Source organism: Novosphingobium sp. B 225 (genome assembly GCF_002198665.1).
Classification (GTDB): Bacteria; Pseudomonadota; Alphaproteobacteria; order Sphingomonadales; family Sphingomonadaceae; genus Novosphingobium.
Genome location: NZ_MWLM01000064.1, coordinates 83,065 through 104,014, shown reverse-complemented (window position 1 = coordinate 104,014; position 20,950 = coordinate 83,065). Strand labels below are relative to the sequence as shown.

Below are 20,950 nucleotides of genomic sequence, written 5' to 3'. Positions count from 1 at the left end.
CGACCGGTCAATCAGGCAAAGGTCTGATCAAGGTTGGTTGCGCTGTCCCCCGCCAGTTCGGCATGGATCGCCGCCTGCAAGGCCGCACCGAAGATCGCGAAGATGATCCCGGCCACCAGCATCAGCAAAAATGTCAGCCCCATCCCGGCGAAACTGGGCGCTCCACCGCTCTGGATCGTCTGGTTCAGCTCGGCAAACGATCCCATGGCCGGGGCAATCGCCAGCCCGGCCACAATGACCACCATGACGATCATGACAATGTTGATCAGGATGATCTTGAACACATTGCCCGCAGTAAGCGACCAGGTGCGCGAAATGACGGTAATCGGATTGCCGATCCGTTCCACCGCCGCAACCGGCAGCAGCACCACCAGACGGCTGAACATATAGATTGCGGCGGCAAGCATCGCCAGACCGACCACCAATCCTCCGGCACTGCCCAAAGCCGCAACCAATGCGGCGGAAATCAAACCGATCACCATGGCGCCGATCACATAGCCGATACCCAAAAGCACGATGACCCCCAGCATTGTCGGTGCCGAGCGCAATCCGTCCTTCAGCGCATCCCCGAACGTGGGTTGCTGCAAGGGCGATGCGGCAGAAGTCATTGCGCCGTATTGGGCCATGATCACGAGCAGATAGGCCAGGTAGAACAGGATCACCCCGATGATCATTCCTGCACCAAGCCCGGCCCCCGGCGACTGTTGCGGGTCTGCCCCGGCGAACCCGGACAGCACCGCTGACCCGATCATCAAACCGAATACCGCGAACAGCGCGAGCTGCATTCCAAAGTACACCCCCCAGATCCCGAGCAACGCGCCGAAGCGTTCCTTCACAATCCGGAATGTTTCGGAAAAAACTCTTTTGCCACTGAGCACCATAGCCACCCCCTGTCTCAATCCAACAGCGGCGAAAGGCACCACAAATGGCGCAGATTGGCAAATGAAAAGGCAGCGAGGACTTTCTGGCGATTTTCCCCCGACTTGGGGGAAGTACCGCAGCGTGGCGAGATCAGGGGCAGCCGCGATAGCGACTGTGCGCTGCTCCGCGCGATCTTGCCAGCCCGCCTCCACCATTCTGCGGACGGTCCCCCTCCCCCGCCAAGGGAGGATCAGTGTGAGGGCGGCTAACCCGTTGCTACCACTTGAACCGCACCGATCCGCCCCAGGTGCGCGGCTGGTTAGGATAGCCCGAGATCGAACCGGGCTGCGCGACCGAATCGAACAGCGACAGCAGGTAGCGGTCATTGGTCAGGTTGCGGCCCCAGACTGACAGTTCCAGCCCGCTGGCCATGGCATAGGTCAGCGAGGCGTTCACTTCGCTGACTTCGCGCTTGAACGGACGGGCGGCATCAAAGGCAGGCTGATAGCTGACCACCTGCCCCAGGGCATTGCGCTGAATGAACCCGGGCAGTCCTTCGACAATCGCGACCGGGCTTTCATAATGCCAGTCGCCGCTGACAATCACGCGCGATCCATCGGCGAAGGCATGGTTCCAGCTTGCCCCGATCGTGCTCGACAATGCGGGAATGCCGGCCGGGCGAGTGCCGGTCGCATTGCCCAGCGCGGACTGGACAAAGCTCTCATAACGCGGATCGAGATAGACCAGCGACAGGTTGAGGTTGAGCTTGCTGCCAGCCTTCATCGTGCCGTCAAATTCCACCCCGCGCGTGCTCTGCTTGCCGGCATTGGCCAGCGCAAAGCCGGTGCCGGTGAACGTGTTGGACTGGAAGCCCGCGATGGTCTGCTTGAAAAAGGTCAGGTTGGCGCTGGCGATCCCGAACTTCGTCTTGATCCCCAGTTCCAGCACCCGCGCATCTTCCGGCCCGGCAAAGCGCGAACCGGTGGTGAGGTTGTTCACCAGCAGCCCGGCCCCGGCCAGCGCGGCATAGTCCGACGCGAGCGGGCGGCTATCGCGTGACAGGTTGAACGAGCTGGCCTTGTAACCCGTGGCATAGGAGAAATAGGTATTGACGCTGTCGGTCACCTGCCAGGCCAGCCGCCCGGTCCATGACCAGTCGCCGTCGCGGGTCTGGCCGCTTTCCACCGCATTGGGGAAATTGCGGAACGGCGGCAGGAACTGCAGCGGGCGCAGCGCCAGCAGCGGATTGAGCGAGGGGTTGGTCGATCCGCCGCCCAGCGCAACCAGATTGAGGCCCGAGAAGACATCGGTGCTGGTGACGGCCGAAGTCACGTCCTTGGCATCGTGGGTATAGTTCGCGCCAATCGTCAGCGTGACGTTGTGGAGCGGCTTGAAATCGAGATTGCCGAATACCGACCACGCCTTGTCATGCATCTGGAAGCTGTCGAACAGCCCCTGCCCCGGCGCAAAGAAAGTACCCGGCGCAAGCGGCACGACCAGCGATTCCAGCGCGCCCACGCCTCCGCCTGAAAGCAGGTTCGCATAAGGCCGGAACGCCTTGCCATAAGTCAGCGCGTTGCCACTGGTGACCTTTTCGTCAAAGAAATAGGCCCCGGCCATGGCATTGAAAAAGTCCATGAACCCGGCCGAAGCGCGCAGTTCCTGGGTAAACGTACCGATGTCGAGCGTGCCCGCGTTCTGCCCGATCAGATCGGCACTGGTGAAGTCCGAATCCTGATTGGTGCGGCTCTTGCTCTTGCGGTAAGCCGTGATCGAGGTCAGCTTGAGCGGGCCGACGGTATAGTCGGCCTGACCCGAAATGCCCCAGTTCTCGATTTCATTGCTGCTGGCGAAATTGGAGTAAACCACCCCGCCGAACGGATCGCTGGCCGCGTTGACCTTGCCGCCCAGCGCTTCAACCGCGCTGGTCGCGGCAGAGCGGCGCAGGTTGACCACCGCGCAGCAGGCTTCGTCGATCTTGTCATAGTCCGCGATCAGCCGCAGCTTGAGCTGGCTGCTCGGCTCGATCCTGAGCTGCCCGCGCAAGAACCAGCGATTGCGTTCATTGGTGCGCCCGCCATAGCCCTGGTCCTGCACCATGCCATCGCGCTGGTTGATCCCGGCAGACAGGCTGGCGGCGATATTTTCCATCACCGGGCCGGTGACATAGCCCTTGAGCACTTTGGCGTCATGGTTGCCATAGCTGGCCTCGACCGAGCCGTGGAACTTGAAGGCCGGTTCCTTGGTGACCAGGCTGATCACCCCGGCGCTGGCGTTCTTGCCGAACAGCGTGCTCTGCGGGCCGCGCAGCACTTCGACGCGGGCTACATCGGGCAAATCGCCGATCTGCGCGCCGGTGCGGCTGCGATAGACCCCGTCGACGAACACCCCGACCGAAGGTTCGATCCCGGCGTTGTTGGCCCCGTTGCCAAAGCCGCGGATGATGAAATTGGTATTGGCGCTGCTTTGCAGCTGGGTCACCCGCAGCGCCGGAACCAGCGTTTGCAGATCCTTGAGATCGCGCACCGCCGCGCGTTCGATCGCATCGGCCGTGGCAACCGAAACCGCTACCGGCACGTTCTGCAGGGTCTGTTCGCGCTTGGTCGCGGTAACGACGATCTCGTTACCGTATTCCTCGGCGGGGGTCGCGCCTTCATCGGCAGGAGGCGCGGCTTCGGCCTCTTCCTCGATCGGTTGTTCGGCGATTTCCTGCGCAAACCCGGCAGTCGGAGCAGCAAAGGCAGCCAGGGCAATCCCCAGCATCAGGCGAAGGCGCAGCGATCCGGCACCCTTGGCGTCAAGCGAAGTCATCGATTGGTTCCTGCATAGATAACCATGGCGGCTTGCCCGCCTTGGCGCGCCAGATAGGGGCCTGCGCGGTGCCTAGCAATCGGCGATGACCAAAATGTGTCCGCCGGAACCAGCCTGTTGCAGTGCGGGCACAGTCAGCGCACTTGCCCCAGAGCCCCGCTTGGGCTAGGGGCGCGGCGCATATTGCGGTGCAACACGCGCCGCCCGCCCCTCTCTCTATCCGAAGGCCCCACGATGTCCGCCCCCCTTCCTTTGCGCAATATTGCGATCATTGCGCACGTTGACCACGGCAAGACCACCCTGGTCGACCAGCTGTTCCGCCAGTCCGGCACCTTCCGTGACAATCAGCGCATCGAAGAACGCGCGATGGATTCGAACGACCTGGAAAAGGAACGCGGGATCACGATTCTGGCCAAGTGCACCAGCGTCGAATGGGAAGGCACGCGGATCAACATCGTCGACACCCCCGGCCACGCCGACTTCGGCGGTGAGGTGGAGCGGATCCTGTCCATGGTCGACGGCGTGATCCTGCTGGTCGACAGCAGCGAAGGCGCGATGCCGCAGACCAAATTCGTCACTGGCAAGGCGCTGGCGCTGGGCCTTCGCCCGATCGTGGTGGTCAACAAGGTCGACCGTCCGGACGAACGCATCCAGGAAGTGCTCGACGAAGTGTTCGATCTGTTCGTCAGCCTCGATGCCAGCGATGAACAGTGCGATTTCCCCGTGCTCTACGCCTCGGGCCGCAATGGCTATGCCAACGAAGATCCCAGCATGCGCGAAGGCACGCTGACCCCGCTGTTCAAGAAGATCGTCGAACACGTCCCCGCCCCGGAAGCCGATGTCGACGGGCCGTTCAAATTCCTCGTCACCCTGCTCGATCGCGACAACTTCCTTGGCCGCATCCTGACCGGCAAGGTCCAGTCGGGCACGGTCAAGGTCAATTCGCCGATCCACGCGCTCGATAACGATGGCAAGCTGGTGGAAACCGGCCGCGCCAGCAAGCTGATGGCCTTCCGCGGGCTGGAACGCGTTCCGGTGGACGAAGCCCGCGCAGGCGACATCATCTCGATCGCCGGGATGACCGACGCGACCGTATCCAACACCATCGCCGATCCCAGCGTGACCGAACCGCTCCACGCCCAGCCGATCGACCCGCCCACGCTGTCGATGCGCTTTGCCGTGAATGACAGCCCGATGGCCGGCCGCGAAGGCACCAAGGTGACCAGCCGCATGATCCGCGACCGTCTGGAGCGCGAAGCCGAAAGCAACGTCGCGATCAAGGTGACCGAATCTGCCGACAAGGACAGCTTCGAAGTCGCCGGGCGCGGCGAATTGCAGCTGGGCGTGCTGATCGAAACCATGCGCCGCGAAGGGTTTGAACTGGGCATCAGCCGCCCCCGCGTGCTCTATGGCCAGGACGACAAGGGCGCCCGCACCGAACCCTACGAAACCGTGGTGATCGACGTGGACGACGAACACTCGGGCACCGTCATTGACAAGATGGCGCTGCGCAAGGCGGAAATGACCGACATGCGCCCCAGCGGCGGCGGCAAGACCCGGATCACCTTCACTGCCCCCAGCCGCGGCCTGATCGGCTATCACGGCGAATTCCTGTCCGACACGCGCGGCACCGGGATCATGAACCGCCTGTTTGACAAATACGGCCCCTACAAAGGCCAGATCGAAGGCCGCGCCAACGGCGTGCTGATCTCCAACTGCGCGGGCGAAGCAGTGGGCTATGCGCTCAACATGCTGGAAGAACGCGGCAGCCTGTTCGTGCGCCCGCAGGACAAGATCTATGAAGGCATGATCATCGGCGAAAACGCCAAGCCTGACGATCTGGAAGTCAACCCGGCCAAGTCCAAGCAGCTGACCAACTTCCGCTCCACCGGCAAGGACGACGCCATCCGCCTCACCCCGCCCCGGATCATGACGCTGGAACAGGCCATCGCCTATATCGACGACGACGAAATGGTCGAAGTCACGCCCAAGTCGATCCGCCTGCGCAAGGCCCTGCTCGATCCGCATGAGCGCAAGAAGGCCGGGCGCAAGAAGGAAGCGGCGTAAGCAGCACACTCCCCCTCCTCTTCAGAGGAGGGGCTTTAGTCGGCTCGCAAGTCTTCGTCCCCGCGCCCTTTGGGCACAGCCCGCTGACGCAGCGGCAGAGTTGCGCAGAAATCTGCACTGCAGTGTGATGAATCACACCGCAGCGCGGTGCGCAATGTACTAGACTTCCCCGGGACCAACCCGGGGGGTGGGATGACCACGTCAAAAGTCTATCAAGACAATACGCGCCGCAACCGCGCGTTGCAGGAATTCGTCGATGCGCTCCATGGTGGACGGATGGTCGCGATAACTGGCGCGATGACCACCGGACGACTTGGTTATCCAGACTGGTCGGTGCTTATCAAGTCAATCCTCTTGATTGCAAAAGGCCTTGCACAGAATTATCGCCGTGCATTGTCCGGCAACTGCCTGGCCCCGCTGCATATTCTGGACAGCATCAGCACCGAAGCCGGGGCAATTCACCATTGGCTCACCAATCCCAAGTCGCGCGGCTATGCTCCTGACCAACGCGGCCAGATCTGGGAACTGGCCAAACGCTTCGCAGCGTTTGACCGGGCCATGCGGCGTGTCGGGATCGACACCCGGCTGCATGGTGCTCCAACTGACAATGCCGAACGTGAGTTCGAGCGTCGAATCGCCGCGATTTTCCTTCGCCGGGGGCTGACGCGTTCGGACGAAAAGGGACGCGAGATTGTAAGACTGATCATCGGGCGCCTGGGTATTCGCCGGATCGCCACGCTGAACTATGATTTTGAGCTGGAACGGGCCTTGATGCTGCTGCCGGGTGAACAGCAGCAGCTTGAAGATGCCGAGGTTGCCTCGGCCAGAACTTATCCGCGAAGCCTGACCAGCCGCTTCTTCGCAAATCGCCATCTCGCGAAAACCAACGATTTCACCAGCATGGTCGGCAAGCCCGGTTCTGGCGCAGAGATAGAAGAGCAGCCGTTTGGCCGCTGGACGCGGATCCTGCCCAATGGTTCGACTGTGATCAGCGATGTCATGGATCGCGAACGACCGGACCGGCTGTTCGAATTCGCAGTCGGCTCGGCCAAGATCCAGCGCCACATAATGCACCTGCATGGTCGCGCCGACCTGCCGCAATCAATGGTGGCGAACTTGCGCGACTATGACCAGCTCTATCGCCGCTACGATATGAATCGCGAACCGTTTGATCACGGCTTGATGACCCTGATCGCCGGCAACCCGATCCTGTTCCTTGGGCTGGGCATGACCGAGCAGGAAATCAACAACCACCTGCAGTTCTTCGTTGGCAACGCCCCGCTGCGCCAGGCGGCACCCTTGTTCGTGATCTGGAACCGCACAGCGCCACTGCAAAGCTATGATAAGTCCCACGCGGGTTGGGAAAATTACAAGCACATGATGCGTCAAGATTTCCTCGAACGGCTTGGCGTGCAAGTGCTGTTCGACGATGAACTCGACATCGAAGGCCTGTGCATCGCCGACCGGGCCAAGTTCATCAAAGCGAAAGACAAATGGGGCGCTCTCGCCCGCTCGCTTGAAACTGTCGAGCACCTGGGCGAACGGATCGATCTGGGCGATACCTATTTCAACCCAAGTCTGCGGGCACCGCAAAACGGCTTCAAAGACGCGCCAAACGGGGGTGGCAATTGGACAATGTGGGGCGTTACCGCGCGCTCCGGCGGTTCGCAGGAAGCTGATGCCAAGTTCGAAGTGGACTACAAGCCGCGGCTTGGTCACCCAGAGCAGAACCGCTCCAGCGCGCCGATCATAGCCATTACCGGCAGACGCGGCATCGGCCGCGGCCAGTTTTCGCGTGAATTGATGAAACCGGACAACTGGCAATTCGAAACCGGCAAACGGCCGCCGCAGGAAGACCGCCTGCTGATCAACGCGGCTTTCGCCTATGACAGCGACAGCGTGCTGTCCGGGATTGCCCGCTTTCTGGAAGCCCGCAAAAAGCCTTCGACCGGCTTCTGGAACAGACCCGTACCAGTTCAGCAGGATCGACGGGCAACGCTGTTCAACCAGGACGAAGGGGCGCGCGAACAGTTGTTTCGCGAGATCGGCAACAGCGAGGCCAAGTGGAAACCATGCCTGATCGTCATCAATGGCGCGGAACGGTTCTTTGGCAAGCTTGGCGAACCAATCAGTGCCGGGCTGGATTTCTTCCTGCGTGAACTCAAGCGGCGCGGCACCGATGCCGGGATCAGGGTAATTCTGCTGAGCAGCGACCGCATCCTGGCCTATTGCAAGGCACTGGATATTCCCGCTTTTCCACTCCACTGTGATGAGCCGGATGAGTTTGATGGGGCTGAAGAACCGGCAAACGTCGACAAACTGGTTCGCGGACTCAAATCGCGCCACTTGCGGCACATCCGGCTCGCGTTCTGGAAAGCGCTCGGAGACAAGGAGTACCTTGCATCTTCCGATCTGATCGATCTGATCAGAGCCTGCAAGATCGATCCGTCGCGCGTGGCGATCAAGTTCCTCGAAGCGCATCTCGATCCGGCCTGCCTGAAGCAGGTCTGCGATCATCCGCGCGCGGCGATCGAGGTCCTGCGGGTCAAGAGCTTCATCGGTCGGCCAGTCGAGGCGGTAGTCCTTGCCTATGTTCCCCGGGTAAGGCGGGCGATCGATCCGACGGGACGGCGCGGCGCAGAGTGGTCTGCCAACGCATTACGCGCGCTGGTGAAAAAGCTTTGCGATTTGGGGCTGATCCTAAGGCTCGATCCACACTATGACGATCCCGACCGGGCACTGGCGGAAGAAGACGCGCTGCGCGCGCCAATCGCCCTGCACCGCGCGATCGCCACCTACTTCCGCGACCTGCACGGGGCACCAGTCAATGATGCCAAGCTGGCATCCAGCTTCAACCTGTCGCTGTTCATGAGCGACAATGACGGGGTCAGCGCCCCGGGTCCGGAAATCCACGCCGAGCTGGGCCATCTGGTCGATCTGTTCTGCGGCGTTTGGCACGATATCGATTCGGTTCATGGCGATGCCGATTGGCCTGGGAAGTCGGAAGTCGCGCCTGACCTTGACTATCCGAAGCCTGATGACCCAATCCACCGCATTTTCATGCACTTAGATGATCGGTCTGCGGCCTCTGCGGGATCGCAATTAGTCCGGCGCGCCACGCGCGATGCTGCCGCCTGTTTGCGCGCGGCCTTCTCGCTGGTCCGCAGTTACTATTCGACCAGTGCACTATTGCGGTTTGAACATGCGCTTGAGGGAGAGGATGATAGTCGGCAGGGTGCGCTGACCGAACATGCCAAGCGGCTTGATCGCCTTGCGAAGGCATTTCGCCGCAATGCCGCAGCACGCGCATGCTTCGAAGAGCGGCAAGCCAGTTTCGTGGGACCTGCTCCCTTCTACGCAGACGAGTTGATCTGGCTGTGCAACGAACGCGCCGTGGTGGCACTGACCCAGGGAGACCTGCCGGGCGCACGGAGCGCGCTGGCCGATATTCGCCAATTGCTGGACCAGGAGCCTCCTGAAAAACAGCGTAGCCGGGGGTGGCGGCGGATTGCCATCAACCGCGTCTCCGTTCTGATCGAACGCGGCCGGCTGGGTCAGGCAAACGAACTGCTCGACCAGATTGAAGCGGACATCGATGAGGACCCGTGGGAGAACGAACGTCCGCCCGTGAATGGTGGCGGAAGCCTCCACAGTCGCGCAGCCCGGATCAGGCACGAACTGCAGAGCTTGCGGGAAACCATCGGATACGACGATCAGCCCTTCCTGGGCGATCCCGGCAAGTCGCGCGAAGAATGCTTCATTCTGGCAATGGTCACGGGTTACCGCGGAGTGGTCGCGCATTTCCGCAGCGATCCCGCGCGGGCCGAGGCCGACTATCTTATGGCTATCGCCATGTTGCAGGTCCTCGGCGAGCACCGCGCCGGGGCGCACTTCCAGCGGCACTATGCGCGCCTGCTGCAGCTGCAACGGCGGGCAGTCGAGGCGATGACGCAGATCGAGGCCAGCGCGGCGACTGCAAAGAATTCGCAGCAGTTCGACCTTTGGCACCGTTGCATGATCGTGCGGGCCAACCTGCTGCTGGAACGTCAGAATGGGCCAATTGAAACCAGAAGAGCGCTTGATCTGATCCGCAACGCCCGTGACTATGCGACCGACACTGATTGCCACAGGATCAGGATCGAAGCCAATTCCAGCATCGCACGGCACGTGCGGCATTCGGGCAATTATGGAACTGCATTGCGCCACATTGCCGACGCACTGGCAATTGCCAGCCGTTATCGCCACAGCCTGATGATGACTTCGTTGCGGATCGAACTTGGCAAGATTCTGGAAGACCGGGGGGATCCCAAATCAGGCCGCAGTTATATCAGGCAGGCCATCGAAATTGCCGCTGCCAAGGGACACAGCGAAAGCCTCGAGCGAATTGGCATGGGCCGCGAATCGCGAAGCCCCCGCTACTTCTGAAATCCATTTTCCTACATCGCCCCGGTCTGTCATCCTGACGTCTGCTCTTTGACATTGTTGGTTTCGCGTGGTGCCCCGGCGCGGGGGCGGGAAAATTGTTTGCGTGGGGGGAAAGCTTGCCCTGCGGATGTGTTTCATCAACTAACTCTGAAAATATCGTTTTATTTCAATGTCAGCAGCACGGCATAGCGGGCGAGGAAGCAGGTTCCGGGGCGCTCCAATACGCGCCAGGGTGGCAAATTGGCCGCTGGGCAGCGTCAGTGGGGCAATTTTGGTTCATGTTGATCGCCAGAAATCTGAACAAAGGCTGCAAGTGTTGCACCGAATCCGTTCAGGCAGCGGGGGGCAAAAGCAGTTCCAAGGCGGCGAATCGCAAGGGCATCGGGCCCGAGGCGCCGCACCGGAGTTTCCAGCGATGCGCATCCTCAGCCTCAAGAAGACCATGCTCGGCACTGCCCTGATCGCCACCGCGCTGGCCAGCGCCACCCCGGCCATGGCCAATGACGGCCGCTATCGCCGTGGCGGTGATGGTGACACTGCCGGAGCCGCCGTGGTTGGCGGGATCATCGGCCTCGCCATCGGCGCGCTGATCGCCTCGGGTGGCAAGAACAAGCACAACCGCTGCGACGGTGACCGCTATGACGAACGCCGTTGCTACAACCAGCGTTACGAAGGTGCCCAGAACGGCGGCGGGTATTACAACGGCTATCCGCAGCAGGGCGGCTATTACAGCAACGATGGCGGGTACTACGCCCAGAACGGCAACTACAACAATGGCGGTCGCGGCTATTACGAAGGGCGCCGCCGCCGCCATGAAGACCGCGGTTACTACGGTTACTGATCCGGGGTTTCCGGCCTCTCCCGAAGGACGCCCGGGGCAGCAATGCTCCGGGCGTCTGGCCTGTCGGGCCAGGATCGGCTAGGGCACGGCGGATGCAGACCAGCGACCTTCGCATTGCGCTCTTCAGCGGCAATTACAATTACGTCCGCGACGGGGCGAATCAGGCGCTTAACCGGCTGGTCGAATACCTGTTGCGCCAGGGCGCGCAGGTCAGGGTCTATTCCCCGACCGTGGACGAACCCGCGTTTGAGCCGCAGGGCGAACTGATCAGCATGCCAAGCTTTGCGATCCCGGGCCGGCCGGAATACCGCTTTCCCTTCGCGCTCAGCCCCCGGGTGCGGCGCGATCTGGCGGCGTTTCAGCCCAATGTGGTTCATGTCGCCTCGCCCGACATCGCTTCGCATCGCGCGGTTACCTGGGCGCGGCGGCGGGGGCTGCCGGCGTTGTCATCGGTCCACACCCGGTTCGAAACCTACTTTCGCTACTACAACCTGGCCTGGTTCGAACCGGTGATGGTAGCGATATTGCGCCGCTTCTACCGCCGGTGTGACGCGCTGGTGGTGCCAAGCGAGAGCATGGCCCAGGTGCTGCGCGAGCAGCGGATGAACTATGATATCGACATCTGGTCACGCGGGGTGGACCGCGAACTGTTCGATCCTTCCCTCCGCAGCATGGAATGGCGCCGCAGCATGGGGCTGCAGGATGACGATGTCGTGGTTGGCTTTCACAGCCGGCTGGTGATGGAAAAGGGGCTCGACGTGTTCTCCGACACGATCGACGAATTGCGCCGCCGCAATGCCCGGTTTCGGGTGCTGATCGTGGGCGATGGCCCGGCCCGGCCCTGGCTGGAAGCGCGGCTGCCCGAGGCGGTGTTCGCCGGGTTCATGGCGGGCAAGGATCTGGGCAAGGCGGTCGCCTCGATGGACGTATTGTTCTTTCCATCGACCACCGAAACCTTCGGCAATGTCAGCCTTGAAGCCATGGCGAGCGGCCTGCCGGTGGTTGCGGCGGCGGCTACGGGGAGCCAGAACCTGGTCGGCAATGGCAAGTCCGGACGGCTGATCACCCCCGGCGCGGTGCGGCAATTTGCCGAGGCGCTGCGCGGCTATATCGACGATGCCGACTTGCGCGCCCGGCACGGCGCAGCGGGCGAACTGCGCGCCCGCGATTTCAGCTGGGACCAGATCAACCAGGTCGTCGCCGATACCTATCTCCGGCTGATCCGGCAAAAGGCAGCGGCGACGAAACGCTGAACTAGCGCAGCAGACCCTGGGAAGCAGCGCGGCGGCTGTACCACCACAGGAACAGGATCACGACCAGGATCATGACCGGTTCTGCCGGGGTCAGGACCCCCGCCATCGCCTGCGCCGCATAGCTGACCAGCGCGCCCAGGATCGAAATCAGGAAAGCGGTCACCGCGTGGCGCTTGCGCAGCAGCATCAGCACCGATCCCGCGAACGAACCCCAGATACCAAAGGCCCAGCCCGCATGCGCCCAGACCGGCATGGCAGCCAAATAGGCCAGCATTTCCGGCGGCGCGCCTGCCGTGACGGAAGTGTCACCCAGATTGGCCATCGTATAGAGATAGGCACCAAAGCTGTTCCACAGCATGCCCAGAACCGCGACAACCCAATAACTGCCGGGCACAGCCCTGCCAGTCTGTCCTTCCATGCTCCCAACTCCCCTTGTTATCCGGTGGATGCCGTAGGGTTAACACGGATATGGGCAGAGACCAAATTGCGGGTTCAGGCCCAGTCGATCGCCACGGGAGCCTCGCGGAAGGCGAAGCGATCCAGGTGGCGGACCAATGCGCCTTTCAGCCCTTCCAGCTGGCCCGGCTCGCTGGCGTCAATTCGGCATAGCAGCGCGGCGGGCTCGGCAGTGAAAGTCACCACCGCGTCCCCCGCCCAGCTGCTGCCACGCGCATCACGAGGGAAAGTGACTTTGCCCTGCTGGGCGTCAAATTCGACCGCGAGGTTGTGTGACCAGTGCTTGCAGAGCTGCTGCAGGTACTTAGAGCCGTGGGCGGTGGCGAGCCGCCCTTCCGATGCCACCGCACTCACAGTCGTTCAACCTTGCGGGCCGCCTCGTCGAGGATCTCGGCGATCTGGTGCATGGTCTCGCGGTCAAATTCGCCCTCCATCGCGCGGTTGCGCACCGCAGCGGCCAGATTGCCCAGCGCACGGCGGATCGGGGGGGAGCCGTGGCGATCCTCGCGGTCGGCCATGCCTTTCAGCCGCTCGACCAGCGCCTTGAATTCGTCAATCCGCTCATCCAGTTCCTTGCGGCCCACATCGGTTGCGGCATAGGCCTTGCGGCTGCCTTCGCCGGGCGCTTCCTCGACCATGCCTTCGTCGGTCAGCAGGCTGAGCGTGGGATAGACCACCCCCGGGCTGGGCGCATAGTTGCCGCCGGTCAGTTCCTCGATCCCCTTGATCAGTTCATAGCCGTGGCGCGGCTGCTCGGCGATCAGGGCCAGCAGCACCAGCCGCAGTTCGCCCGATCCGAACACCCGGCTGCGCCCGCGCGGTCCGCGCCGGCCGCCAAAGTCTTCACCGAACGGGCCGTCAAAGCCCCGGCCCCGGCCATGCCGTCCGCCAAACATCATCGCGACCAGCGGCATCCCGCCCCGCCCGCGACCAAAGCGGCCTTCGCGGCCGCATCCGTGCATTTTCATGTGTCTTTGTCCTTTCATGATGTCTCTAAGATATATCTTTGATCGAACTTTTCAAGCCCCCTGTGCATTTTTCCGCCAGACAGCTTAGACACGCAGCCGATGTCCGACCTGTTTCCGGCCGATTCTGTCCCCTCCCCCGCGACCGAAGCCGCGCGCGCCGATGCGCCGCTGGCTGACCGGCTGCGGCCATTGCAACTGGGCGAAGTGATCGGACAGGATCACCTGACCGGACCCGAAGGCGCGATCGGGCGGATGGTGGCGGCAGGCAAACTGTCGAGCATGATCCTGTGGGGCCCGCCCGGCACCGGCAAGACCAGCATTGCCCGGCTGCTGGCCGATGCGGTGGGGATGCGGTTCATCGCGGTCAGCGCGGTGTTTTCGGGCGTGGCCGACCTCAAGAAAGCCTTTGCCGAGGCTGAGCTGGCGGCCAAGGCCGGGCAACGCACCTTGTTGTTCGTGGACGAAATTCACCGCTTCAACCGCGCCCAGCAGGACGGGTTCCTGCCGTTCGTCGAACGCGGCACGGTCACGCTGGTCGGCGCGACGACCGAGAACCCCAGCTTCGCGCTCAACGCCGCCTTACTCAGCCGGGCGGCGGTGCTGATCCTGAACCGGCTTGACGAAACGGCACTCGATACCCTGCTGACCCGGGCGGAGGAGCTGGCAGGCCCCCTTCCCCTGACCGCCGATGCCCGCGCTGCGCTGGTGGCCAGCGCGGACGGCGACGGGCGATTCCTGCTCAATCAGGCCGAAACGCTCTACAATGCGCAAATCCCGGAACCGCTTGACCCGGCGGGGCTGGGCAAATTTCTGCAGCGCCGGGTGGCCGTCTATGACAAGGACCGCGACGGGCATTACAACCTGATTTCCGCGCTGCACAAAGCGCTGCGCGGCTCCGATCCGCAGGCCGCGCTCTATTACATGGCGCGGATGCTGACAGCGGGGGAAGAGCCGCTTTATGTCCTGCGGCGGCTGGTACGCTTCGCCAGCGAGGACATCGGCCTGGCTGATCCGCAAGCGCTGGTGCAGTGCCTTGCCGCCAAGGACGCCTATCAGTTCCTGGGCAGTCCCGAAGGCGAACTGGCGATCGTTCAGGCCTGCCTCTACCTTGCCACCGCCCCCAAATCGAACGCGGCCTATGCAGCGCAGAAGGCGGCATGGAAAAGCGCCCGCGAAACCGGCAGCCTGGCCCCGCCCGCCAATATCCTCAACGCGCCAACCAAGCTGATGAAGGACATCGGTTACGGCAAGGACTATGCCTATGACCACGAGGCCGAGGACGGTTTTTCCGGCGCGAATTACTGGCCCGACGGGATGGAGCCGCAAAGCTATTACCAACCAGTCGAACGCGGGTTTGAGCGCGAGGTGCTGAAGCGGCTGGAATGGTGGGACAAAAAGCGGCGGGAACGGCGCGGAGAGGAATGACGATGCGAAGCCTGTTGGTGACTTTGCCAATGCTGCTGGCTGCGTGTGGCAGCGCGGGCGAACCTGCTGCCGAAGCAAGCGGTGCAGCAGTGGCGACCGCACCAGTGGCCGCATCATCACCTACTGCCGCCCCGGCCAAACCCGCACGCCACGAACTGAGCGCCTGCCCCAAATTGGTCCGCGACGATGAAAACGGCCTGCTGGAACGCAAGGCTCCGCTGGCTGTGCCCAAGGCCCTGGCTGAACTGGTGGCGGCAGACATGAACCAGTTCGCCGTCACCACCTTGGGCGGAGGGACCGGCTGCATCGACGTGCGCTGGATGGAAGCGATCGGCACCCCCACTCTGAGCAAAGACCAGCGCTTCCTCTCGTTCGGTTGGAACGGATACGAAGCCTTTGGTTTCATCGTATTTGACCGGGCGGGCAAAGGCGCGTCGTTCGAAACTGGCGACACGCCGGTCTGGTCCGCATCGCGCCAGCATTTCGCTGCGATCGACCTGAGCGAATCGGGTTTTGGCGGGCTCAATGCCTTTGGCGTGTGGGAAGTGACGGCAGGTGCGACACAGGAATTGAGCGCCCAGTCCGATGGTCTGCCATCGGGTGACTGGCGCGTTGATGGCTGGCAGGGCGATAGCTGCGTGGCAATATCGCTGGTGCCGAGCGAGCGCATGCCATCTGATGCAGGCCGGCTGGCCAGGGCCGCGCGCGATCCGTGGTACGCCGCTGCCGCCAAAGGCTGGAAGCTGCAGCCCGGATCATGCCCCAAGGCGTGACGCGCTTTCAGCATTTCGCTGCCATTGACTGGTCCGGCGCGGCGGGGGAGCGGCATCGGGGAATCGCGGTGGCGCTATGCAGTCAGGATGGGGCAGCGCCGCAACTGGTCCGCCCCGGCCATCGCTGGTCGCGCCGCGAAGTGCTCGATTGGCTGCTGGAGGAACTGCCCGCCGATACGCTGGTCGGGTTCGATATGGGCATCTCGCTCGCTTTTGCAGATTGCGGTGCGTTCTTCCCCGGGTGGAGCGAAAGTCCGGCCAATGCCAGGGACTTGTGGGCCAAGATCGATGCTCTGTGCGAACTTGATCCGCACCTTGCTGCAACCAGCTTTGTCGACCATGCCGAAGCCGCGCGCCATTTCCGCCGTCATGGCGGGCGCGAGGGGGAACATTTTGGCGGCGGGCGCGGGCGGCTGCGGGTGACCGAGCGCGCGCAGGAAGCCATGGGGTGCAAGCCGTACTCAAATTTCAATCTGGTCGGCGCGGCGCAAGTCGGCAAATCGAGCCTGACCGGGATGCGGGTGCTGCACCGGCTGGCGGGCCACTTGCCGGTCTGGCCGGTCGATCCTTTGCCCCAAAGCGGCGCGGTGGTGGTCGAAATCTACACTACGCTGGCTGCCATGGCCGCCGGACGGTCGGCCAACAAAAGCAAGATGCGCAGCTATGATGAACTCAACGCCGCATTGCAGGTGCTGGGCGCGCCGTTGGTCCCCGGCAGCGGCCCGATTGCCGATCACGCCAGCGATGCCTTGCTCACCGCCGCCTGGCTGCGCGGCGCGGCGCATGATCTGGCGCTGTGGAACCCGCCCGCCCTGACCCGCGAAATTGCGCAAACGGAGGGCTGGACCTTTGGCGCGCAGTGAAGCAAAGGGACGCTGCACGACGGGGCCGGCTTAGCTCAGTTGGTAGAGCACCTGATTTGTAATCAGGGGGCCACGGGTTCGAATCCTGTAGCCGGCACCAGTCCTGCAGCGCACCTGCATAACAGGGCGCCCCGGATGAGGATTCCACCTGCCATGACCACCCGTTATCCGCACGTCTTCTCACCGCTGAAAGTCGGGCATACGCAGATCAAGAACCGTATCTTGATGGGTTCGATGCACACCGGGCTGGAAGACCTGCCCGACGCCGGGGAGCGCATGGCGGCCTATTTCGCGGAGCGGGCCCGCGGCGGGGTGGGGATGATCATCACCGGCGGGATTGGCCCGCACCCCACGGCGGGCATGGGCGCCAAGCTGCTGGGGCCAGACGATGTCGCGGTGCACCGGCAAGTGACCGATGCGGTCCATGCCGCCGCCAGCGATGTGAAGATCTGCATGCAGATCCTCCACACCGGATCGCTGGCGGGCACGCCGGACTGCGTCGCGCCTTCCCCGGTCAAGTCACGGATCGCGCGGTTCCAGCCCAATGAGCTGACCGAAGAAGGGATCGCCGAACAGATCGCTGCTTTCGCCAACTGCGCCGCCCTGGCCAAGCAGGCGGGCTATGACGGGGTCGAGATTATCGGTTCGGCCGGCTATCTGATTTCCACCTTCCTGGTCGAAAAGACCAACCAGCGCAGCGACCGCTGGGGCGGATCGTGGGAAAACCGGATGCGCTTTCCGGTCGAGGTGGTCCGCGCGGTGCGCACGGCTGTGGGGGCGGACTTCATCTTCGTGTTCCGCATTTCGGCGATGGACATGCTGCAGGGCGGCATGGCCTGGGACGAAGTGGTGAGCCTGGCCAAGGCACTGCAGGCCGAGGGGGTGGACGTGATTTCCACGCACTTCTGCTGGCACGAAAGCTTTGTCCCCACGATCGCCACCATGGTCCCGCGCGCGGCCTTTGCCAGGGTTACCGGGCGGCTGCGGCGCGAGTTGTCGATCCCGGTGATCACCAGCAACCGCATCAATATGCCGCAAGTGGCCGAGGACGTGTTGGCGCGCGGCGATGCCGACATCGTATCGATGGCGCGGCCGATGCTGGCCGATCCCGATCTCGTCAACAAGGCGCGCGAGGGCCGCGAGGATGAGATCAATACCTGCATCGCCTGTAATCAGGCCTGCCTTGACCACACGTTTACCGGCAAGCTGACCAGCTGCCTGGTCAATGCCCGCGCCTGCCGCGAGGTGGACGTGGTGATCGCGCCAGCTGCTGCGCCAAAGCGGATCGCAGTGGTGGGAGCGGGTCCGGCTGGCCTCGCCTATGCCACCATTGCCGCCGAGCGCGGCCATGCCGTGACGCTGTTCGACGCCGCGAGCGAGATCGGCGGGCAGTTCAACCTGGCCAAGCGGATCCCCGGCAAGGAGGAATTCTACGAAACGCTGCGCTATTTCGGGCGGATGATCGAACTGCGCGGGGTAGACTTGCGGCTGAACACGCGGGTCGATGCGGCGATGCTCAAGGACATGGGCTTTGACGAGGTGGTGGTAGCCACCGGCATCGTGCCGCGCACCCCTGCGATTCCCGGGATCGATCACGCCAAAGTCGTGCGTTATATCGATGTGATCCGGGGCGAAGCCGAAGTCGGGCAGAAGGTCGCGATCATGGGCGCGGGCGGGATCGGGTTCGACGTGGCTGAACTGATCACCCATCAGGGCACCAGCGCCGCGCTCGACATCGATACCTTTGCGCGCGAATGGGGGGTCGATTTCCAGAACCACCCGCGCGGCGGGGTAACCGGGATCGAGCCGCAAGTGGCCAGCAATGGCCGCGAAGTGACGCTGCTGCAGCGCAAGGCCACTCCGGTTGGACAGGGCCTGGGCAAGACCACCGGCTGGACCCACCGCCTGACCCTGCAGCGGCGCGGGGTGAAGATGGTCTCAGGCGTCGATTATGTGAAGATCGACGACACGGGGCTGCACTGCACGATCGGCGGGGAGCCGGTGCTGCTGGAAGTCGACACGGTGGTGGTCTGCGCCGGGCAGGAACCGCTGCGCGGGCTTTATGACGATCTGGTCGCGCTGGGCCTGCCCGCGCAGCTGATCGGCGGAGCGTTCGAAGCGAGCGAGCTGGATGCCAAGCGCGCGATCCAGCAGGCGACCGAACTGGCGGTGGCGGCCTGAGCGCCGCCGCTCACTCCACCATATAGTAATCGATCACCACGTGATCGGGCCGACGGATGCCGCGCGCAACGAAAGCGTGGCGCTGCATCCAGTCCAGTTCGGGCGCGCCGACGCGGAAGTTCGGAGTGGTGCGGAAATAGTAGAGCGAGGGATCGACATCCTCCCCCTTGGCCAGGCGTTCCACCACTTCGGCGCTGGCCGTGCGCAGGCCCGGGTTGGTCACTTCTATCACCGCGCCCTGATCGGTCTTGACGAAGTATTTGGCCTCCACCTTGGTCAGCCCGCCGGGCAGGATGGTCTGCCAATCGCCCCCGCCGTCCAGCACTTTGCCGCGCAGACGCGGGCCATAGACTTCTCCGCCAGTCACCGCGATAAACCGCCGCCGCCCGCCTTCGGACTGGCCGACCTCGACCGCCGGATCAAGCGTAGCCCGGATCGAAAAGACATAGGTCAGCGTCGGCGCAGGCGCGGCGGCTCCGTTTGGCGCGTCGGCCCCGGCCATGGCGGCAACGGCTGCAAGGCCAAGTGCGGCTGCTGCGATCAACTTGTTCATGTCCTGGCTCCTCAGATCGGGAAGTGGCCGGGCAGCGTTTCCACCGTGATCCAGCGGGTCTCGGTGAAGCTGTCGATCCCCTGCTTGCCGCCGAACCGGCCATAGCCCGAAGCGCCAACCCCGCCGAACGGCATTTGCGCTTCGTCATGCACAGTCGGGCCGTTGACGTGGCAGATGCCGGACTGGATGCGCTTGGCGATGGTCAGACCCTTGGCGATGTCGCGGGTAAAGACGGCAGCGGACAGACCGTACTGGGTGTCATTGGCCAGTTCCACCGCATGATCGGCATCACGCGCGCGGATCATCGCCACTACTGGGCCAAAGCTCTCGTCGCGGTAAAGGTTCATCGCTGCGGTCACGCCATCGACCACGGTCGCGGGCATCACGACGCTCTCACCCTTGCCGCCCGCGATCACTTTGGCACCCTTTGCCTGGGCATCGTCGATCAGCGCGTTCACGTGGCTCACGGTCTTCTGATCGACCACTGCGCCCAGCGGGGTGTTGCCCTCTCGCGGATCACCGGCGGGCATGGAAGCGGCCTTGGCGGCGAAGCGTCTGGCGAATTCGTCCGCCACGCTTTCGACCACGACGATCCGCTCGGTGCTCATGCAAATCTGGCCCTGGTTCATGAAAGCGCCAAACGCCGCCGCCTTGACCGCTTCGTCAAGATCAGCGTCTTCCAGCACGATCAGCGGGGCCTTGCCGCCCAGTTCGAGCAGGCACGGCTTAAGCTGCTGCGCCGCACGAACTGCGATGATCCGGCCGACATTGGTGCTGCCGGTGAAGTTGATCCGCTTGACCTCAGGCGCGTCGATCAGCGCACCGACCACTTCGGCAGCATCTTCGGGCGCGTTGGTGACGACATTGACCACGCCTTCGGGAAAGCCCGCCTCGGCAAAGGCCTCGATGATCAGGGCGTGGGTGCGCGGGCAGGTTTCGCTGGCTTTCAGGATCACACTGTTGCCGCAGGCCAGCGGCACGGCGATCGCGCGCACGCCCAGAATGATCGGCGCGTTCCACGGGGCGATCCCCAGAATCACGCCAACCGGTTCCTTCAGCGCCATGGCCAGACAGCCGGGCTTGTCGCTGGGGATCACTTCGCCGGTGATCTGGGTGGTGATCGCCGCAGCTTCCCGTACCATCCCGGCAGCGAGCCCCAGGTTGAACATCGCCCAACCCGCGGTCGAGCCGGTTTCCGCCATCATCGCCGCGACGAAAGCATCCTGCTTGGCTTCGAGCGCAGCGGCAGCCTTCATCAGCACTGCGCGGCGGGCATTGGGCCCCTGCGCGGACCAGGCCGGAAACGCGGCGGCAGCGCGGGCCGCAATCGCGGGAATATTGCCCGCCTTCATCGCCTGCGCGGTCGAGGCAGCTTCGCCGGTAATCGGATTGATGCGCGTGAATTCCATATCGACTCTCCCGAATTGCTATAGAACATAGCAATGTGCAGTGCGGCGTCAATATGCGCGAGGC

Annotated in this window: 15 protein-coding genes and 1 tRNA gene; 9 read left to right on the top strand and 7 right to left on the bottom strand. The window is 63.3% G+C overall.

The annotated features are described in order from the left end of the window. Positions 1-11 precede the first annotated feature (11 nt). Positions 12-785, bottom strand: a complete 774-nt coding sequence (locus tag MNBBLIKP_RS12970; RefSeq protein WP_140420603.1) for a hypothetical protein — start codon at positions 783-785, stop codon at positions 12-14. 352 nt (positions 786-1,137) lie between these two features. After that, positions 1,138-3,672 (bottom strand): TonB-dependent receptor, encoded by a 2,535-nt coding sequence (locus tag MNBBLIKP_RS12965; RefSeq protein ID WP_254913042.1) that lies wholly within the window; start codon positions 3,670-3,672, stop codon positions 1,138-1,140. Between the two features lie 234 nt (positions 3,673-3,906). Between MNBBLIKP_RS12965 and typA the strand changes: the two genes are divergently transcribed. The 4 genes from typA to MNBBLIKP_RS12945 all read left to right on the top strand — a co-directional run bounded on the left by typA (position 3,907) and on the right by MNBBLIKP_RS12945 (position 12,258). Next, a complete protein-coding gene (typA, locus tag MNBBLIKP_RS12960) occupies positions 3,907-5,739 on the top strand; it encodes a translational GTPase TypA (RefSeq protein ID WP_088310678.1) in 1,833 nt (610 codons plus the stop codon). Between the two features lie 192 nt (positions 5,740-5,931). After that, positions 5,932-10,164, top strand: coding sequence for an SIR2 family protein (locus tag MNBBLIKP_RS12955; protein ID WP_088310677.1), 4,233 nt, complete (start codon positions 5,932-5,934; stop codon positions 10,162-10,164). Positions 10,165-10,579: 415 nt separating this feature from the next. Continuing rightward, positions 10,580-11,005, top strand: coding sequence for a hypothetical protein (locus tag MNBBLIKP_RS12950; protein WP_088310676.1), 426 nt, complete (start codon positions 10,580-10,582; stop codon positions 11,003-11,005). 92 nt (positions 11,006-11,097) lie between these two features. After that, positions 11,098-12,258: a glycosyltransferase family 4 protein gene (locus tag MNBBLIKP_RS12945; protein ID WP_088310675.1), complete on the top strand. Its 1,161-nt coding sequence runs from the start codon at positions 11,098-11,100 to the stop codon at positions 12,256-12,258. Between the two features lies 1 nt (position 12,259). Here the strand turns inward: MNBBLIKP_RS12945 and MNBBLIKP_RS12940 are convergent, their stop codons facing one another. From MNBBLIKP_RS12940 to MNBBLIKP_RS12930, 3 genes are all read right to left on the bottom strand, one after another. Then, positions 12,260-12,676: a hypothetical protein gene (locus MNBBLIKP_RS12940; RefSeq protein WP_140420602.1), complete on the bottom strand. Its 417-nt coding sequence runs from the start codon at positions 12,674-12,676 to the stop codon at positions 12,260-12,262. A 74-nt stretch (positions 12,677-12,750) separates the two neighbouring features. Next, on the bottom strand, positions 12,751-13,068 hold the full coding sequence (locus MNBBLIKP_RS12935; protein ID WP_088310673.1) for a DUF2218 domain-containing protein: 318 nt from the start codon (positions 13,066-13,068) through the stop codon (positions 12,751-12,753). Continuing rightward, on the bottom strand, positions 13,065-13,682 hold the full coding sequence (locus MNBBLIKP_RS12930) for a PadR family transcriptional regulator (protein WP_088310672.1): 618 nt from the start codon (positions 13,680-13,682) through the stop codon (positions 13,065-13,067). Before MNBBLIKP_RS12930 ends, MNBBLIKP_RS12935 begins: the two co-directional genes overlap by 4 nt. Positions 13,683-13,781: 99 nt before the next feature. Here MNBBLIKP_RS12930 and MNBBLIKP_RS12925 point away from each other — a divergent pair, with 99 nt between their 5' ends. The 5 genes from MNBBLIKP_RS12925 (at position 13,782) to MNBBLIKP_RS12905 (ending at position 18,924) form a co-directional block, all read left to right on the top strand. Continuing rightward, the gene (locus tag MNBBLIKP_RS12925; protein WP_088310671.1) at positions 13,782-15,107 is read left to right on the top strand and encodes a replication-associated recombination protein A; all 1,326 of its coding nucleotides are present in this window, start codon (positions 13,782-13,784) and stop codon (positions 15,105-15,107) included. A gap of 2 nt (positions 15,108-15,109) precedes the next feature. Next, positions 15,110-15,880 (top strand): hypothetical protein, encoded by a 771-nt coding sequence (locus tag MNBBLIKP_RS12920; protein WP_088310670.1) that lies wholly within the window; start codon positions 15,110-15,112, stop codon positions 15,878-15,880. After that, on the top strand, positions 15,877-16,743 hold the full coding sequence (locus tag MNBBLIKP_RS12915) for a hypothetical protein (protein WP_254913041.1): 867 nt from the start codon (positions 15,877-15,879) through the stop codon (positions 16,741-16,743). The genes MNBBLIKP_RS12920 and MNBBLIKP_RS12915 overlap by 4 nt, the downstream gene beginning before the upstream one ends. Before the next feature lie 24 nt (positions 16,744-16,767). Further along, positions 16,768-16,843: transfer RNA gene (locus MNBBLIKP_RS12910), tRNA-Thr, on the top strand. Positions 16,844-16,896: 53 nt separating this feature from the next. Beyond that, entirely contained in the window at positions 16,897-18,924 is a 2,028-nt protein-coding gene (locus MNBBLIKP_RS12905) for an NADPH-dependent 2,4-dienoyl-CoA reductase (protein WP_176399767.1), read from the top strand. A gap of 10 nt (positions 18,925-18,934) precedes the next feature. Here MNBBLIKP_RS12905 and MNBBLIKP_RS12900 read toward each other — a convergent pair whose 3' ends face one another. Together MNBBLIKP_RS12900 and MNBBLIKP_RS12895 are read right to left on the bottom strand one after the other, a co-directional pair. Continuing rightward, on the bottom strand, positions 18,935-19,477 hold the full coding sequence (locus MNBBLIKP_RS12900; RefSeq protein ID WP_088310667.1) for a DUF3237 domain-containing protein: 543 nt from the start codon (positions 19,475-19,477) through the stop codon (positions 18,935-18,937). Positions 19,478-19,488: 11 nt separating this feature from the next. Continuing rightward, positions 19,489-20,886, bottom strand: a complete 1,398-nt coding sequence (locus MNBBLIKP_RS12895; protein ID WP_088310666.1) for an aldehyde dehydrogenase — start codon at positions 20,884-20,886, stop codon at positions 19,489-19,491. Positions 20,887-20,950 lie beyond the last annotated feature (64 nt).